The organism is Streptomyces sp. NPDC046939 (assembly GCF_040644575.1).
Taxonomy (GTDB): Bacteria; Actinomycetota; Actinomycetes; order Streptomycetales; family Streptomycetaceae; genus Streptomyces.
This window is the reverse complement of sequence record NZ_JBEYWV010000009.1, coordinates 165678-184220: the sequence shown is the minus strand read 5'-3', so window position 1 is coordinate 184220 and position 18543 is coordinate 165678. Positions and strand designations below refer to the sequence as shown.

The window sequence follows — 18543 nt, the reverse complement described above, 5'->3', positions numbered from 1 at the left end:
TCCACGCCGACGCACATGAGAGGGAAGTGTGAGCACACCTCGAGGCGGGGACGGAACGGTCCCGGACGCCGACGTCACGACGGACCACGGCGCGGAACTCGCGAGGGTCCTGCTGGCCGAGGCACGGGAGGAAGTGGTGCGGGCCGACAACAAGGCCGCGCTCATGCTGGCGTTCCTGGCCGGTGCGGCGACCGCCGTGCTCGCGGCCATCGGCAGCGGCGACATCGCCGTGCGGCACTACGGCATGGTTCCGCTGCTCTTCCTGTGGGCCGGCGGCGCCGCCTGTGCGACGGCGCTGGTCCTGCTGGGCCTGGCCGTGACCCCGAGGCTCGGCAGCCCCTACGGGGGCCGTACCCATTACTTCGGCGACACGAGGCTCGCGGTGACGGCCGGGCACCTGGAACGGTGCCTGCGCCACACCGACCTCGCGTTCCGCAATCTGAGCCAGCTCACGGTCATGTCCCGGATCGCCTGGACCAAATACCGCTGCATACGGCTGGCGTTGATCTGGGGCGGGGCCTCGGTCGCGCTCGCGCTGACCGGCGTGGCGGCGGGGACGCTGACCTAGCGGGGCCGAGGCGAGGCGGGCCCGGCGGTGTCGGCCCCCGGCATCAAGAACGCATAAAGATTGCCGGAACCCGGCAATGCGCCGAACGAGTCCCCTGGGACAGGATGGCCCCGGCAGAAACGGGGGCCAAGCCCCGGTGCCGGGCCCCGGAAACGGGGGTGGCGCCGGGGTGGAGCCGAACCGGCGGCATGGTGAAGGGGGGCGGGGACATGGGGAAGCGCCTCGCCGAGCCCGTCGGAGCCTCGTGCGCGGCCGTGTGCCCTCAGGGCCGGCCCGCCCCTGACGAACGTTAGGACCGCGCGGCGGTGGGGCAGCGGGCGGTCGGGGCCGCCACCGCCCCCTTAGGTCTCCCTCTTCGCTCCCTCCCTCCCTTTCTTCTCCTCTTCTCTTCTCTTCCTTCATTGGCTCGGGGTCGCCATCACCCCTGGAACCAGAGGACTTCACCATGGATGCCACCACCGTGGGCATCGGCGTGTCCGTCGCCGTTGTCCTGCTCGTCGCCGTCGTGCAGCTGCTGGTCTTCACGCGCTTGTTCCGCAAGGTGGAGCAGGGCAAGGCGCTCATCGTCTCCAAGATGCGCAAGGTGGACGTCACCTTCACCGGGCAGGTCGTGCTCCCAGTGCTGCACAAGGCCGAGGTGATGGACATCTCGGTGAAGGCCATCGAGATCACGCGGGCCGGCAAGGACGGCCTGATCTGCAAGGACAACATCCGGGCCGACATCCGTATCTCGTTCTTCGTGAAGGTCAACAAGACGGCCGAGGACGTCATCAAGGTCGCCCAGGCCGTCGGCACCCAGCGCGCCAGTGACAAGGCGACGCTGCAGGAGCTGTTCCACGCGAAGTTCTCCGAGGCGCTGAAGACCGTCGGCAAGCAGATGGACTTCACCGACCTCTACACCAAGCGCGAGGAGCTGCGGTACCGGATCATCGAGGTCATCGGCGTCGACCTGAGCGGCTACCACCTGGAGGACGCGGCGATCGACTACCTGGAGCAGACGCCGCTGAACCAGCTCGACCCGCACAACGTCCTCGACGCCCAGGGCATCCGCAAGATCACCGAGCTGACCACCATCGAGCACGTGCGCACCAACGAGTTCCAGCGCACGGAGGAGAAGGAGATCACCCGGCAGAACGTCGACGCCCGCGAGACCATCCTCGAACTGGAGCGGCGCCAGGCCGACGCCGAGATCAAGCAGAAGCGGGAGATCGACACCGTACGGGCCCGTGAGGAGGCCGAGACGGCGCGGGTCGTGGAGGAGGAGCGGCTGCGGGCGCAGGCCGCGTTCCTCGCCACCGAGGAGAAGCTCGGGGTGCAGCGCGAGAACCAGGCCCGCGAGGTCGCGGTCGCGCAGAAGAACCGTGAGCGCGTCATCGCCGTCGAGAACGAGCGCATCGAGAAGGACCGCCTCCTGGAGGTCATCGCGCGGGAGCGGGAGACCCAGCTGACGAAGATCGCCGCCGAGAAGGAGGTCGAGGCGGAGAAGCGGCAGATCGCCGAGGTCGTCCGCGAGCGCGTCGCCGTGGACCGTACGGTCGCCGAGCAGGAGGAGTCGATCAAGAAGCTCCGGGCGGTCGAGGAGGCCGAGCGCGGGCGGCAGGCCGTCATCATCGCGGCGGAGGCCGAGGCGCAGGAGAAGCTCGTCAAGGACATCAAGGCGGCCGAGGCGGCGGAGCAGGCCGCCACGCACCGCGCGGCCGAGCGACTGACGCTCGCCGACGCCCAGTTGAAGGCCGCCGACCTGGAGGCCAAGGCCAAGCTGCGGCTCGCCGAGGGCATCCAGGCCGAGAGCGCCGCCGCCGGACTCGCCGAGGTGCAGGTCCGCGACAAGGAGGCCGAGGTCATCGAGAAGGCGGGCCGCGCCGAGGCCCAGGCCACCGAGGCCCGGATGCGCGCCGAGGCGCTCGGCGCCCGCGAGCAGGCACTCGCGGAGGCCACCGCGATCGAGGCGAAGCTCAAGGCGGAGGCCGAGGGCATCACGCAGAAGGCCGCCGCGATGGCCGCGCTCGACGAGGCGTCGCGCGGGCACGAGGAGTACCGGCTGCGCCTCCAGGCGGAGAAGGAGATCCGGCTCGCCGGGCTCGACGTGCAGCGCCAGGTCGCCGAGGCGCAGGCCACGGTCCTCGCGACCGGCCTGGAGAGCGCCGACATCAACATCGTGGGCGGCGAGTCCGCCTTCTTCGACCGGATCGTCTCCTCGATCGCGCTCGGCAAGGGCGTCGACTCCTTCGTCAAGCACTCCGACACGGCGCAGGCCCTCGCCGGGCCCTGGCTGGACGGTTCGGCGAACTTCACCGAGGACCTGACCACGATCCTCGGCTCGGTCTCCACGGGCGACGTCCAGAACCTCACCGTCTCCGCGCTGCTGATGAAGCTCATGAAGGGCGGGGGGAGCGAGCAGGCCGGTCAGCTCCGCGAACTCCTCGACAAGGCGGGCCAGCTGGGCGTCGCCGACCTGCCGCTCGACCAGCTCAGGCTGAACGGTTCCGCGCGGGTCTGACACCACCGCTCGGCATCGCACGGACCGGCCGGGGACGCCGTACGGGGGTCGGCGGCCCCGGCCGACATCGGACAGGAGAGAAGACGTTGAGGATGTTGGGGGATATGGGGGCCATGGGGGCCATGGGGGCCGGTACCCGTACCGGCCCGGAGATCGGTACAGGCACCGGCCCGGACACCGATACAAGCGGTGCTGCAAAGACCGGCCCCGCAACCGCCACCCACACCGACCTGGACGCGGCCACCTACGACGTTCTGCGTGACCGCCTCACCGCCCAGGCCCGCCGCCTCGCTGCGCACGCCGCCGCGCTCAACGAACGCCGCATCGCCGCCTTCGGCTCCGTCGGCCTGACCCTCACCGGCACCGGCAGGCTGCGCACCGACGAGCCACGCCTGGCCCGTGATGTCGTGGCCGTCGGCGGTGCCCTGCTGCTCGGCCTGCGTGACGTCCTCGGCACGGGCACGCCCGAGGTCGGCGACGTCTTCACCCTGCACAGCCCGGACCAGTCCCTCACGCGCCTGCCCGAAGACGCGGTGCCGGGCCTCCTGGACGACCCGCGGTTCGTCGCCGAGTTCACCGCCCTGTTCCGCTACTACCGGCAGAGCCGCCTGCTGCAACTCCGCGTCCTCGACGGCAAGCTCCTCGCCGTCTTCCAGACCGGCGACCGCGCCACCGACCTGCGTGTTCTGCGCTGGGAGCTGCCCCCGGACGGCAGCGGCGCCCGTTTCCTCGACGCGCGCGGCGACCGCGACGACGTCCTGCCGCCCGCCGACGACCTCACCTGGCGGGAGGCGACCCGCGAGGACCACGTCCTGGGCCGCCACCCGCACGTAGTCGTCGGCGACGAGGACCACGGCGGCGCGGTCTACGTGTCGACGGTCGGCGGCGCGCTCACGATCAAGGCCGAGAACGACACCGAGACCCCCGACGGCATCCACACGGAACCGGTCGACGAGCCGCTCCAGTCCCTCGCCGACGCCGACATCGCCCACGCGCGCGTGGGCGCGCTCCTAGTCGTCCGGGTCCGCCCGTACAAGGAGGACACCTGGCGCCACCTCGTCTTCGACACCCTCACCCGTACGGTGGTCCGGCTCGACGGCATCGGGCAGGCGTGCCGGACGCTGCCCGACGCGCAGGGCGTCGTCTTCGCGGGCGGATACTGCCTGGCCACAGGCGTGCACAAGACGTTCGACGGCCTCGACACCACGCACCTCGCCTACGAGCGCACCGTGCGCTCCCCGAACGGCGAGGACGTGCTCTACGTCTTCCACGCGCGCGTGGAGGGCCGCACGGTCCTCCTGCCGTACAACCTGATCCGCAAGGAGGTCACCGCCCCGCTCACGGGCCGCGGCCACGCCCTCTTCGACGACGGCACGCTCGTGCTCCTGCGCGACGAGCCGACGACCGCCGGGAGCGGCGAACCCGCGCGCGTGCACCCGGCGCAGATCTGGTCGACCCCGTTCACGGCGGACACGTACGTCGTCGAATCCAGCACCGCCGACCCGGAGCTGACCCGCATCGGCAACGCCGACCTCGTCCGCGGCATCTCCGACTGCCTCGCCCTGGCCCGTACGGCTGAGGAGGCGGCGGCGACGCCGACCACGACGGCGTACGAGGCGCTGGCGGCCGCGTGCGAGCGCGCCGGGGACTCCTCCCCCTGGCTGGGCGAGGACCTGGGCGTCAGCCTGCGCCCCGGGATCGACGCGCTGCGGGCGACGGCCGAGCGGATCCTCACCGAGTACGAGACCGTCCGCACCCTCACCCGGCAGGCCGCCGACGCGCTCGCGGAGGCGGAGACGCGCGCCACCGCCCTGGTCCGCCGCGTCCGCGGGGAGGCGCCCCGTACCGCGACCGAGTGGGTCGAGCGCCTGACCGAGCTGCACCGCGCGCAGGGCCATCTGCTCACCCTCAAGGACCTGCGCTACGCCGACACCGCGCGCATCGACGCCCTCGCCGAGGACCTCGCCGCCGACATCGCGGCGGCGGGCGCCCGCGCCGTGACCTTCCTGGCCCGCCCGGACGCGTTCGCCGACCACCACGCCGACCTCGCACGCGTCGAGGCGGAGGCCGGGGCGATCGGGACCGCCGCCGAGGCCGCCCCGCTCACCGCCCGTGTCACCGAACTCGCCGAGCAGCTCCACACGGTCACCGACGTCCTGGGCGGCCTCGACATCGACGACGCGACGGTCCGTACGGACGTCCTGGAGCGCATCGCGGAGGTCGTCGCGGGCGTCAACCGGGCCCGCGCCACGCTCGACGCCCGCCGCCGCGAGCTGTCCGCGCACGAGGGCCGCGCCGAGTTCGCGGCCCAGTTCTCGCTGCTCGGCCAGGCGGTGACGGGCGCCCTCGCGGTGGCCACGACCCCGGACGCCTGCGACGACCAACTCGCCCGCCTCCTCCTCCAGGTGGAGAACCTGGAGGGTCGTTTCGCCGAGTCCGACGCGTTCCTCGCCGACCTCGACACCAAGCGCCTCGCGATCCACGAGGCGTTCGCCGCCCGCAAGCAGACCCTCGCCGACGCCCGCGCCCGCCACGCCGAACGCCTCGCCACCTCGGCGGACCGCATCCTCGACTCCGTCGCCCGCCGCCTGTCCGCGCTCGACACCCTCGACGCCATCAGCACGTACCTGGCCTCGGACCCGATGGTGGCGAAGGTCCGCCGCACCGCGGCCGAACTGCGCGACCTCGACGACCAGGTCCGCGCCGAGGAGCTGGAGACCCGCCTCGACACCGTCCGCCAGGACGCCCTGCGCGCCCTGCGCGACCGCGTCGACCTCTACACCGACGGCGGCACCACGATCCGCCTCGGCCGCCACACGTTCCCCGTCAACACGCAGCCGCACGAGCTGACCCTGGTCCCGTACGGCGAGGACGGGATGGCGTTCGCGCTGACGGGCACGGACTACCGGGCGCCGGTGGACGATCCGGCCTTCGCCGCGTACGCGCCCTACTGGGGCCAGTCCCTCCCCTCCGAGAACGCGGACGTCTACCGCGCCGAACACCTGGCCGCCCGCCTCCTCGCCGACCACGGCCCGGAGCACCTGTCGGCCGTCGACGACCTGCCCGCACTGGTCCGCACGGCGGCGGAGGAGTCGTACGACGAGGGCTACGAACGCGGCGTCCACGACCACGACGCCACCCTCATCCTCACGGCCCTGTTGCGCCTGCACGCGGGTGCCGGGGTACTGCGCCACACGCCTGGGGCGCGCGCCGCGGCCCAGCTCTTCTGGGCGCACGGGACGACGGAGGGGGAGCGCGAGCAGTGGACCCGGCGTGCGCGGTCGCTCGCGCGCGCCCGGGACACGTTCGGCCTCGCGCCGGCGATCTACGACTGGTGCGCGGAGGTGGCGGCACGAACGGACCCCGCCGCCGCGGCCTACCTCTTCGAGGAGCTGACGACAGCGCCCGAGGGCTTCGCCGTGTCCGCCCCGGTGCGGGTGTTCCTGGACAAGTTCCGGCACGCCACGGACAGTTCGGCGGCGTACGAGGAGGACCTGGCCGCCGTCACGGACCTGCCCGCGCGCAAGGCGCTGGCGGAGGCGTGGCTGTCCGCGTACGCGACGACGACGGGCGAGACGGCGGACCTCGCGGAGACGGTAGCGGCGGACATCGCGGAGGCGGTGGCGGTGGAGCTCTGCCCCGGCCTGCCGCACTACGACCACGAGGCCCGCCTCACGGCGACGGTGGAGGGCCTGCTGGGCACGCACGCGCGCGTGGAGGGCCGCAGCCTGCCGCTCCGCCTGGACGAGTTCCTGGCCCGGACGACCCGGTTCCGTACGGACGTGGTCCCCGGCTTCCGCGCCTACCAGCGCCTGCGCACCGGCCTGGCCAACGCCGAACGCGCCCGCCTGCGCGTGGACGACCACCGCCCGCACGTCCTGCCGTCGTTCGTCCGCAGCCGCCTCATCGACGAGGTCTACCTCCCCCTGATCGGCGACAGCCTGCACAAGCAGCTCGGCACGGCGGGCGGCCTGCTGATGCTGACGTCGCCGCCCGGCTACGGCAAGACGACGCTGATCGAGTACGTGGCGGACAAGCTCGGCATGCTGCTGGTCAAGGTCAACGGCCCGGCGCTCGGCCACACGGTCACGTCCCTGGACCCGGCGGAGGCCCCGAACGCGACGGCCCGCCGGGAGGTAGAGAAGATCAACTTCGCGTTGGAGGCAGCGAACAACGTCCTCCTCTACCTGGACGACATCCAGCACACCTCACCCGAGCTGCTGCAACAGTTCATCTCCCTGTGCGACGCGCAACGCCGCATGACCGGCGTGTGGAACGGCGAGCCCCGCACGTACGACCTGCGCGGCAAGCGCTTCGCCGTCTGCATGGCGGGCAACCCGTACACCGAGTCCGGCGCCCGCTTCCGCATCCCCGACATGCTCGCCAACCGGGCCGACGTCTGGAACCTGGGCTCGGTCCTGACCGGCAAGGAGGACGTGTTCGCGCTGAGCTTCGTGGAGAACGCGCTGACGGCGAACCCGCATCTGGCGCCGCTCGCCGGCCGGGACAGGCGGGACGTGGAGACGTTCGTACGCCTGGCGTCGGCCGACCCGGCGACTCGCCCGGACCACTTGACGCACCCGTACATGGAGGCGGAGGCGGAGCGGGTGGTGGCGGTCCTGCGCCACCTCCTGGCGGCCCGCGACACCGTCCTGGCCGTCAACGCTGCGTACATCGCGTCGGCGGCACAGAGCGGTGACGCCCGCACGGAGCCGCCGTTCCAGCTCCAGGGCTCGTACCGCAACATGAACAAGATCGCGGCGCGCATCGACCCGGCGATGAACGAGACGGAGCTAGCCGCGCTCATCGACGACCACTACCAGGGCGAGGCCCAGACCCTGGCGACCGGCGCGGAGTCGAACCTGCTGAAGCTGGCGGAGCTGCGGGGCACGCTCACGCCCGCCCAGTCGTCCCGCTGGACGGAGCTGAAGCGCGCCTACGTCCGCGCCCGCACCCTGGGCGGCGCGGACACAGACCCGGCGGTGCGGGCGGTGGCGGCGCTCGGCCTCCTGGCGGACAGGATGGCGGCGATAGAGACGACGCTGAGGCGAGCGGTACCCGCCGGAACAGGGGAGACCCACCAACCGTGACCGTACCCGTGACCCCCCACACCGCCCCCTTCCCGGCCCGTGCGCTAGAAATACGGGGGCGGCGGCGATATGGAGACCGGGGGGCGGCGACCATGACGGACGACGAGACCACGGCAGCCGCCACCTACCTGTCCGGCTTCGCGCACCTGGTGGCGGAGGCTGCCTCGACGGGCCGCCGCCTGACCCGCGACGAACTGGACTCCCGCCGCACGCTCGGTCAGCGCGCGGCAGAGCGGGGCGTACGCCTGCGCGAGCTGATGACGGCCCACTTGGCGGAGGCCCGCACGAACTGGCCCACGGCGCCGGGCGTGCTAGCCGTGGACGTCATGGCGGCGGTGGAACAAGCGCTGGACGCGTTCGTGGAGGGCTACGAACGGGCCCAGCGCCAGGCGATGCGCCAAGAGGTCACGGCCCGCCGCGAGTTCATCGACGACCTGCTCTACGGCCGCAGCGACCTGGGCCAACTCGCCCAGCGCGCCGAACGCTTCGGCCTGCGCCTGTCCCACGCGCACGCGGTGGCGGTGGCGCAGGGCGACGCGGCGTACGACGAGGGGGACGAGGTCCCGAGGGCGGTCGAGAGCGCGATGATCTCCCGCTTCGGCGACCGAGACGTCCTGCTGACGACAAAGGACGGCCGCCTGGTCTGCATATCCCCCGGCGACCAGCCCGAGGTCCTCCCCTTCTTCGCCAAACACGCCCACGTCTCCACGAACGGCGGCCAGGTGGCCATAGGCCGCTCCCAGCCGGGCCCGAGCGGCGTCGTCCAGTCCTACGAGGAAGCGCTGAGCACCCTCGAACTGGCGGCCCGCCTGGACCTGACGGACCCGGTCCTCCGCGCGGCCGACCTCCTGGTCTTCCCGGTCCTGACCCGCGACCGCCAGGCACTGATCGACCTGGTGACGAACGTACTGGGCCCACTACGAGGCGCCCGGGGCGGCGCGGCCCCCCTGCTGTCGACTCTCTCGGCGTACTTCGACGCGGGCTGCGTGGCGGCGGAGGCGGCCCGCCGCCTGTCCCTGAGCGTCCGGGCGCTCACCTACCGCCTGGAACGCATCCACACCTTGACGGGCGCGGACCCGTCGGACCCCGGGGACAGGTACACGCTGCAGACGGCGGTGATCGGGGCACGGTTGCTGGACTGGCCGGAGCAGGCGCTTTGAAGGTTCTCACGCCCCGACTTGATCGAGCGCCCCGATCGCCCGCGTGATCAGCGCACGGGCGTCGGCCCCGTACACGGCCATGCTCCGTAGCTGTGCGAACGCCTGCACGTACGCGTCGATCTCGGACTGCTGCCGGATGCGTACGCGCGCAGTGACCAGCTCGACAGAGACCAGGCGGTCGTCATAGACGTGGAAGGTCTCACGCGGCCACTGACACCGCCCGGTGGTCGCCGCCGGGATGATGCCGAGCGAGACGCTGGGAAGCGCGCCGGCCGTGAGCAGGTGCCCGAGCTGCGCGGCCATCGCGGTGGTGTCGCCGAGCTGGTAATACAGCGCGGCCTCCTCGATGACGAACAGGAAACGCCGTTGCTGCTCGTGCAGGATCTTCGACCGTTCGATACGGGCCCGGGCAGCCTCAGGGCTGTCGTCGACCTCAAGATCACGCATCTCCGCGACGATGCGCAGAATGCCCGCCGCATAGCCGACCGTCTGCAGAAGACCAGGGACGAGGGTGGCCGAGTAGACGCGGAACAGCCGGGACTCCTTGAAGAGGCGTCCGGCCGCTGCCTGTGACTCGGTGAGTCCGGCACGGGAGCGCTGCCGCCACTCGGTGTACATGGTCTCCGCGTTGACGGACATCGCCACGAGGTCATCGGCCCGCTCCGCGGCTCCGGTCGCCTCACACCAAAGGCGCACGTCCCGGGCCGACGGCGCGGTGATCCCGTTCTCGATGCGGCTGGTCTTGCCACCGCTCCAGCCGCACCGTTTTCCGTGCTCGGCGACCGTCAGTCCCGCGGTTCTCCGCAGGTCACGCAGGCGCGCGGCAACGGCTTCGCGGGCGGCCTGTGCGGATGACGACGGGGACTGTGCCATGTGGATGTGGTCCTGCTCGTTCTCGAAGAATCAACGTATCTCGTACTGCTGGTGCGGGATCGCGCGCTCCCACACTGCCTCGAAGGCTTCGGAACACAGCCGCACGGTGGCCGGTTCCGTACTGATCTCACCGCCTTCGGACGCCCCGCCCCCGGAGAAGTGATTCCACCGCACCAACGTGTCGTCGATGAGCCAGAAGTCATTTCCGGGCAGCGCGATGTCGGAGGCCCGACGGCGCGGCAGCCACCGCACCAACTCGCCCGCGGCCACGTTGGTGAAGGTGTGGGAGTGCTCGAACCGGATGTAATCGCTGACCGGCTCCGACACGATACGAGCTCGCCGTACGACGACACCGCGCCCAACGGTCTCCTGGATCAGGTCGAGCCACGGCCGCCACCAGGAGGCGCGATCATCGGGATCGATGCGGGCGCCCTTCTTCCACTCGGCGAAGGCCTCCCGTTCCTTCTCCACGGCGTAGCAGTCACGCATCTCCAGATGGACCGCGGACGTCCGGGCCCCGGCGAGCATCTCAGGGAACGGCGGGACGCTGCTGCTCGACCGCATCGCACGCCTCCCTCAACATCGCGGCCATGCGGGCGGGAACGCGTACGACCTGCTCATGCTCCGGAATGCCCACCGCGTGCCCCGGGGCCTCGAACGCAGCGCAGGCCGCCTCGAGTTCCGCACCGGGCTTCCAGCCCTGGATGACGATCTCGCCCTTCGCGTCGTCCACCCATACCGTCGGACTCTCCTCGTCCCCGGTATCGGGGTCGATCCCGATGAACCGTAATTCCATGACACTCTCCCCTGGTCGGCATTGCAGTTCGTTGCACCACGGTCTGCGCTATATGGATGCGCGGTCAAGGGGTAGCACCTCTCTTGCTCACGTAAGAGGTAAGGGATGCAACAATCCGCAACGTGCCGGGTCCTGCACCGTATGGACTCCTAGCCTCCCAGGTACCGAGTCCGCCCGAGCCCTGCGGAGAGTGCCGTGACCACACACCGAGCCCAGTCAGAAGGACCCGAGCCGAACGATTTGCGTGCGCTGCTGGACGAAGCGACCGCTGCCCTGCGCATACGGCTCAGCCCTGACTGCCGTAACCGGCTCGACATCGTGCTGCGTGCGGAGATCCGTCGCCTGGTCCCGAGTTCCCTTGTCGCGTCCCTACGACTGGCCGCGGTCGGGTGGTTGACGGGCGCACTGGACGAGTTTACGGGTGGAGAGTCATGACCGGCGTGGCGGCGGCGATGCCAGGAGCGCTGCCCGCTCTCCACTTCACCGGCGACGATTACTCGGCCGCACGAGTCGCCCGCCGGTACGTACGGGACGCAGCCCGAGACTGGAAGTTGAGCCCGGACACGACCGATGACCTCCTCACCGTGGCCGGGGAACTGGTTGCCAACGCGCTTGAGCACGGGCGAGGCGGCACGATCACACTGACCTGCGCCTTGGCGGTAGACACCGTCACCGTGGCAGTGACTGACGAGGGGAAGACCGGGTTCCGACGACCACTGCTGCCCACTACGCCGAGCCCCGCCGCCCCGGATGCTGAGCGTGGCCGCGGCCTGCTCATCGTGGCGACTCTGGCGACGCGCTGGGGAAGCGGGAGAACAGCAGAGGGCCTGATGGTCTGGGCAGACGTCGCGGTGCGGCCGGACGAACCCGCTACGGACTGAGGGATGGCACGCGGACGACCGCAATCCCGGCATCCAGGTCGGCAAGCCGCTGGATGTGATCGACGTTCGACGTGCCTCCTGTGAGCGGCAGAGAAGCAGCCCTTACGAGCAGGCGCCCCGAAAACTGCGACACAACGTCGTCCCACTGATCTCCGGCAGTCCCGAACGTACGGCGTCGCAGACGAGCTACTGGAGATCGCAGACAAGCACACCGGCAGTTACCTCGTGGAGGCCGATTACATCCCCGAGACCGGTACCCGCGTCTGGCGCTGGGGCCCAGAACCTGAGGATGCGGCGACCTTGCTCGCCGACGCCGGGCTTCCAGACTCTCTCATGCACGCTGTTGCCGCCGCGCTCGCGCGGTGGGACGACAGCCGAGACGAAGCGCCTAGGCAATGCCGGCGCGCTGGAAGCCCTGCGGGCACAAGAGGAGGACCCGGACTGGCTGGCCGCCCGGTGACGACCCGGCACCCCCCCCGACGTCCGGACCGCACCGGGGTACCCACCCTGCCGCCTGGTTAAGGGCACGACAAACCGTTGTTGCGTGACGGCGAGTCGGTCAGCGCACGGTCAGCCGTTACATGCGCTCGGGCCCAGTGATCAGGTCCTCCATTCAGCGCAGAATCCGCACTCGGCCACGGCAGTGCAGTCGTCTTGGTGGTGGGTGATCTATCGATGGTGCGTTGACCTCAACACCATGTGCCCGACGACCGCAGGCCTGGCTGAAGTTGATCGGTGGAGATGCACTTGGTCAGTTGTGCGCCCTGCCCTGCCCATCGCTGATCGTCTTAAGGTCACTACTCTGTGTACGAGGGAGCGTGGCATGGCGGCTGGTGGATCGGCATCACGGCGGGCGCAGGAGGCGCGGCGGCAGGAGCGGCTGCTCAGGGAGCAGTGGCAGGGCGCCCGGCAGGAGGCACGCCGTTGGGAAGCCGCCAGCGAGGGCGAACGCCGGGTCGCCGCTCAGCTGTTGGTCCTGACGGCGCGTGGGTGGCGGTTATTGGTTGACCGCAGGTGGCCGGGAACGCGGGCGGCCAACGTGGACATGTTGTTGGTCGGTCCCGGCGGTGTGTTCGTTCTCGACGTCAAGAACTGGCGCTCAGCACCAGACGTTTCGGAGGGAAAGCTCCACGCTGGCGGAGCGCCCCGCGATGAGCACGCGGCCAAGCTCCTCGCCGTGACGAAAGCGGCCGAGTCGGCTGTGGCGGCCTTGGGGATGTCCCCGGTCGCGGTCCAGCCCCTCATGGTTTTCGCGGGTCACCGCGTAGATGCCGGGCTGGGCAGGATCCGGCTGTTGGGGGAGCATGAGGTCGGGTCGGCTCTGCTGTCGGAGCGCAGTCGACTTCGCGCCGAATCCGTACGTGCCATCGCCGACCACCTGGAGCGGGTCTTCCCCGAGTACGAGGGATCGTCCGTAACACAGACAGCGCCGTCCCCGCCTCAGGTGCAGCCTCAAGGAGAGCCGGCCGACGGCTTGTTCGACCTTGACGGACTGCGTGAGGCGGCTCTGGAAGAAGCGCTGCGGGCTCCGATCGAACAGTGGATGACCTTCCTCCACCCTGATCAGATAGCTCTGGTACGCCGCAACTGGGCCGGCCCTGCACGAATCAGCGGCCCTGCAGGCACTGGCAAGACCGTCGTCGCCCTGCACCGCGCGGCCCACCTCGCCCAGCGCACCACCGGCCGGCTCCTGTATGTCACCTTCGCCAACAACCTCCCGCGGGTGCAGGCGACCTTTCTCAAGACCATGTCTTCCGCCGTGGCCGACAGGGTCGACTTCCGAAGCCTGCACTCCTGGGCCCAGGAGTTCCTGCACGACAGAGGTGTCCCTGTCCGGTTGCACGGAGGCAAGGCCCAGACGGCTTTCAGCCTCGCCTGGAAGCATGTTGGCCGCGGCAGCTGCCTGGCCGAGATCGACCCGACCCCGGGATACTGGAAGGAGGAGATCGACCGCGTCATCAAGGGGCGCGGCATCACGTCCTTCGAGGAGTACGCCACGGTGCCCCGCCGACGCCGTCGTGCGAGTCTGCGGCGTCCGCATCGGCAGGCCGTCTGGGCTCTGTACGAGGCGTACGAAGCGCTCCGCATCGAGCGCGGCGTGCACGACTTCAACGACGTCCTTTCCCTTGCCCTGGCAGAAGCACGGCGCCACACCGGACAACACCGCTATGTGGCAGTGATCGCCGACGAGGTCCAAGACCTGACCCTGATCGGAGTACAGCTTCTACACGCTCTCGTCGGCGATGAGCCCAACGGCCTGCTGCTGGTCGGCGACGGCCAACAGGCTGTCTATCCCGGCGGCTTCCGTCTGTCCGATGCCGGCATCGACATCCGAGGCGACCGCGGGCAAGTGCTGCGCACCAACTACCGCAACAGCAAGGAGATCCTCGACACGGCACTCGCGGTCGTCGCCGAGGACTCCTTCGAGGACATCGACGGGCTCCGAACGCCAGGACGCCGAGACGTCGACCTCACATATCACGACGGCAACGTGATCCGCGTGTCGAAGCCGACTCCGGCCGAGCACGACCAGGCGCTCCTGGAGGCCCTGCGCGACCTGCCGCCAGGCGCCCGCCCGGACACAGCGGTGCTGTGCCCGTCCATGCGCGCCAGCGGCCACTACCAGCGGCTCCTCGAACGGGCGGGCATCTCCGTGTGCCTGCTGGAGCACTACGACGGGCGCCCTGTCGACGCTGTCAAACTCGGCAGCTATCACCGAGCCAAGGGATTGGAGTTCAAGCGCGTCTATCTCCCGGAGCACGACGCGGCCTTGGCGAACGGTTCCCTTACGCCCGACGCGGAAGCCTCCGAAACGGAACGCGAGCGCAACGAGCTGGCCCGCAGCCAACTCTTCGTGGCCATGACCCGAGCGCGTGACGTGCTGTGGCTGGGTAGTGTGAACCGGTACCCAGAGGGGCGATGACGGACGGGCCTCGTGGGCGAGCTCACGTACGCGGAATCCCGGTTGTGACTCAGCGTGGCGGCCCTTACTGAGGACCCCCTGCCGTCGAGCGGTGGCTTGAGGCGGCTGCGGGGGAGCGTCACCGACACGGACTCGTATCCGTCCTCTTCATGTGGTCGCCCCAGGGCCCACTCTTCGCCTGTTGCGCTCTTCACAACGTGCTGTCTGCTCTTTACATTCGGTAAGTGTGTGATGTCGGGGATGGGACCCCGCGTGTTCGAGAGCAGGGTGCGGCCGTGAGGTTCGCACAACCCGTCGGCCGCCTTCAACGCAAGGGGGCCGCATGGCGGTACGAGCAGATCAACGCGGCACCTACGAAGAAGCTGTACGGGTGGCCGTATCCGCCTTCGGGGCCGAGGCCACCCCGAAGCTAAAAGGTGGTGGCTGGCAAGAGGACCAACTCCGTGGCCCTATGGAGACCTTGATCCGGGCTGTCGGAGCACGTTTGGGGTTCGCCATCACCCTGACCGGTGAAGTCCCGCTCGTGGACCTGCGGGCCAGGCCCGACTACGCGGTGTCGGTCGACGGAGCGCTCATCGGCTACATCGAGTTGAAGAAGCCCGGGCGCGGGGCAGACCCCTCCCACTTCACTGGGGACAGCGCCGCGCAGTGGGAAAAGCTACGTCTGCTGCCCAACGTCCTCTACTGCGACGGGAACGAGTTCGCGCTGTATCGCAGTGGCCAGGCCGTCGGGCAACTTGCCCGGATGAAAGGTTCAGTCCTCACATCCGGTGCCCGGCTCGCCCCCGACGGCGCCGCCCTCGCCCGGGTGCTCCAGGACTTTCTCACCTGGCAGCCGAAGCCACCCCGTAGCACCACGCAGCTGGTTCGGTCTGTCGCCGGCCTGTGCCGTCTGCTCTGTGACGAGGTGGCCGAGTCGATGGTTCAGGAGAAGGCCGGCAGACGCCGCCGAATTTTCACAGAGATCGCCGAAGAGTGGCGGCGACTGCTGTTCCCCGAGACAACCGACGATGAGTTCGTCGAACAGTTCGGCCAGACAGTGGTGTTCGCCCTTCTGCTGGCCAGGGTCGAAGGCATTTCATTCGAGGGCGAGTCGGTACACGCCATCGCCTCGAAGCTGGGCAAGCGGCACTCGCTGATGGGCAAGGCTCTCGATGTCCTCACCGAAGAGTCGGCGACCGGTGACCTGTCCACCACGCTCGGCACGCTGCTGCGGGTGGTGGGAGCCGTCGACTGGAGCCGGCTCGACGACGGGTCCGGAGACTCCTACCTCCTCCTGTACGAGGACTTCCTGCAGATCTACGACCGTGAGCTGCGCGTGCGTACCGGCTCGTACTACACGCCGCATGGTGTGGTCGAGGCCATGGTCCGCCTCACCGAGGCGATTCTGAAGAGGTCCTTCGGGATCGGGCCCGGCTTCGCGTCATCGGAAGTGGTCGTCGTTGACCCTGCCATGGGAACGGGCACGTTCTTGCTGTCGGTCCTCAAGCGGGCCGCCGCCATCATCACCGAAGAAGAAGGACCTGGAGCACTCGGTCCCCGCCTCCGGCAAATGGTTGGTCAGCGGCTCATCGGGTTCGAACGACAGATCGGCCCTTATGCCGTGGCGGATCTGCGGATGCACGCACTGCTGAAGGACTACGGATCCGCTGCCCCAAAACAGGGATTGCGCCTCCTGGTGGCTGACACTCTCGACAATCCGAGGGCTGAGTTCAACTGGATCCCCCACACATATCGCCCGCTCGCGGAATCCCGTCGGCAGGCCAACAAGGTCAAGCGGGACGAGCGCGTCATGGTGGTCATCGGCAACCCGCCCCACGATGCCGTTACTCGAGGTGCGGGCAAATGGATCGAGGCAGGTGATCCAAATGTCGGGGAAGACCCGCCGCTCGACGATTTCCGGTTGCCTGGCAACGGTACCTACGAGTCGAAGCTGTCGAACCTGCACGTCTTCTTCTGGCGCTGGGGGACCTGGAAGGTGTTCGACGCCCACGACGACGCACCGTTCGGCGTGGTTGCTTACATCACGCCTAAAGCGTGGCTGAGGAGCCGTGCGTTCGCTGGCATGCGCCGCTACTTGCGGAAATCGGCCGATGAAGGCTGGGTCATCGATCTCTCTCCCGAAGGCCAACGATCTGCCGTGGCGAACCGCCTCTTTCCGGATGTCGCCCAAGAGCTATGCATCGCGGTGTTCGTGCGTCGACGAGATGACCACCGTGAGGACGGTGCTCTCGTGCACCATCTGAAAGTGCACGGGCATCGAGACGACAAGGCCCGGCGTTTGCTCAGCTTGACCCTCGACGATCCCGAGTGGCGTGACTGTGCAACGGGAGACACAGACCCCTTCCTTCCGGAAGGAGATGACCTATGGATGAGCGCTCCCTTGATCAGAGACCTGATGCCGTGGTCCTCGCGTGGGGTGACGCCCGGCCGCGTATGGGTCTATGCACCGGATGAGGAGACGCTCCGCAAGCGATGGCGCATCTTCCTGGGCGCTGACCCATCCAAGCGCAGGGAACTTTTCGGAGAGGCCAGGGACCGTACGATCGACAGCCGAGTGACGCCTCTCGCCGGAACGACCGGTTACGACGCAACTCCGTTACGACAGGAGCAGCGACCTCAGCCCGATCCTGTCCAGGTCGGGTACCGCTCCTTCGACCGCCAGTTGATCCTGCCGGATCACCGGCTCATGGTAGTTGCGCGCCCCGACCTCTGGCGGGTTCGGGGGGATCATCAGGTTTTCACCGTGGAGCAGAACGCTCATCCCGTCGTAAACGGCCCGGCCCTCGTGTTCAGCGCGCTGATCCCTGACATGGACTACTTCAACGGACGCAGCGGTTGTGTCCGGCCGCTTTACCGCGATGCACAGGGCGCATTCCCCAACATTGCCCCCGCCCTGCTCGACTTGCTCTCACGACGGCTCGCCACACCAGTCACGCCCGAAGACTTCCTGGCCTACATCGCCGGGGTGGTCTCCCATCCCGCCTACACAGAGCGCTTCCGCGAAAACCTCGAAGACCCCGGCGTGCGGGTACCGCTGACCGGTGACGTTCGTCTGTGGGGCCGCGCGGTTCGATCAGGCCGCCGCGTGCTGTGGCTGCACACGTACGGGGACCGCTTCTCGGACCAGGCAGAAGGACGTACGCGTGAGATGCTACGTCTTCCCTCAGGCCGTCCTCGCTGTGTCGTGGAGATACCAGACACGGAGGAGGGAATGCCGCAGGCTCTCCGATATGAGTCAGAGGTGCAGTGCCTGTGGATCGGTTCAGGGTGCATCGCGCCGGTACTGCCATCCACCAGGGAGTATCAGGTCTCCGGGATGAACGTACTGGACAAGTGGTTCGGCTATCGCCGCAAGAAGCCGGCGGGCAAGCGAAGACTGGAACTCGACAATGTAGTGGCCCGTCGTTGGCTTCCCGACTGGACAACCGAGTTGCTGACGCTGCTCAACATCCTCGGCTTGTTGGTGCAGGAGGAACCGGCTCAACGAGAATTGCTGGAAGCGGTCTGCTCCGGCCCTCTCATCTCTTTACGGGACCTCGCAGAGGGAGGCGTCCTCCCGGTGCCACGCCACGCACGCAAGCCCGCCGCCGGGCGAGACACAATGCCGGGACTGTGACGTCCCAGAGCAAGCCCGGCACGTCACGAAGGGACGGCTTGTGCATCTGGTCGAACGAGGACATGGGCGTGGTCGTCGAGAGGGAAGTGAGCGATGATCCGGAGGAACGCGGGGAGGCCTCACGCGGTGCTTA

General features: G+C 69.2%; 11 protein-coding genes. 8 read left to right on the top strand and 3 right to left on the bottom strand.

The genetic code is table 11. From position 1 onward, the window contains the following. The first annotated feature begins 28 nt into the window (after positions 1–28). The 4 genes from ABZ877_RS12855 to ABZ877_RS12840 all read left to right on the top strand — a co-directional run bounded on the left by ABZ877_RS12855 (position 29) and on the right by ABZ877_RS12840 (position 9318). The gene (locus ABZ877_RS12855) at positions 29–568 is read left to right on the top strand and encodes a Pycsar system effector family protein (protein WP_361068798.1); all 540 of its coding nucleotides are present in this window, start codon (positions 29–31) and stop codon (positions 566–568) included. Positions 569–1013: 445 nt separating this feature from the next. Continuing rightward, positions 1014–3068, top strand: a complete 2055-nt coding sequence (locus ABZ877_RS12850) for a flotillin family protein (RefSeq protein WP_361068795.1) — start codon at positions 1014–1016, stop codon at positions 3066–3068. 104 nt (positions 3069–3172) lie between these two features. Further along, positions 3173–8158 carry a DNA repair ATPase gene (locus ABZ877_RS12845; protein ID WP_361068794.1) on the top strand — a complete coding sequence of 1662 codons (4986 nt, stop codon included), beginning with the start codon at positions 3173–3175 and terminating at the stop codon, positions 8156–8158. Positions 8159–8250: 92 nt separating this feature from the next. After that, on the top strand, positions 8251–9318 hold the full coding sequence (locus ABZ877_RS12840) for a helix-turn-helix domain-containing protein (RefSeq protein ID WP_361068792.1): 1068 nt from the start codon (positions 8251–8253) through the stop codon (positions 9316–9318). A 6-nt stretch (positions 9319–9324) separates the two neighbouring features. Here ABZ877_RS12840 and ABZ877_RS12835 read toward each other — a convergent pair whose 3' ends face one another. From ABZ877_RS12835 to ABZ877_RS12825, 3 genes are read right to left on the bottom strand one after another with little or no spacing between them, the layout of a single operon-like run. After that, positions 9325–10191, bottom strand: a complete 867-nt coding sequence (locus ABZ877_RS12835; RefSeq protein ID WP_361068789.1) for a helix-turn-helix transcriptional regulator — start codon at positions 10189–10191, stop codon at positions 9325–9327. A 30-nt stretch (positions 10192–10221) separates the two neighbouring features. Next, a complete protein-coding gene (locus ABZ877_RS12830) occupies positions 10222–10755 on the bottom strand; it encodes a DUF6879 family protein (RefSeq protein WP_361068787.1) in 534 nt (177 codons plus the stop codon). Then, a complete protein-coding gene (locus tag ABZ877_RS12825; protein WP_361068784.1) occupies positions 10721–10987 on the bottom strand; it encodes a hypothetical protein in 267 nt (88 codons plus the stop codon). Before ABZ877_RS12825 ends, ABZ877_RS12830 begins: the two co-directional genes overlap by 35 nt. 431 nt (positions 10988–11418) lie before the next feature. On the opposite strand from ABZ877_RS12825, the gene ABZ877_RS12820 reads away from it, so the two are divergent. The 4 genes from ABZ877_RS12820 to ABZ877_RS12805 all read left to right on the top strand — a co-directional run bounded on the left by ABZ877_RS12820 (position 11419) and on the right by ABZ877_RS12805 (position 18410). Then, positions 11419–11868, top strand: a complete 450-nt coding sequence (locus ABZ877_RS12820; RefSeq protein WP_361068781.1) for an ATP-binding protein — start codon at positions 11419–11421, stop codon at positions 11866–11868. Between the two features lie 189 nt (positions 11869–12057). Further along, a complete protein-coding gene (locus ABZ877_RS12815) occupies positions 12058–12390 on the top strand; it encodes a hypothetical protein (RefSeq protein WP_361068940.1) in 333 nt (110 codons plus the stop codon). Between the two features lie 301 nt (positions 12391–12691). Continuing rightward, complete coding sequence (locus ABZ877_RS12810) at positions 12692–14791, top strand: UvrD-helicase domain-containing protein (protein ID WP_361068778.1); 2100 nt, start codon at positions 12692–12694, stop codon at positions 14789–14791. A 322-nt stretch (positions 14792–15113) separates the two neighbouring features. Then, positions 15114–18410: a type ISP restriction/modification enzyme gene (locus tag ABZ877_RS12805; protein ID WP_361068776.1), complete on the top strand. Its 3297-nt coding sequence runs from the start codon at positions 15114–15116 to the stop codon at positions 18408–18410. Positions 18411–18543: the final 133 nt, after the last annotated feature.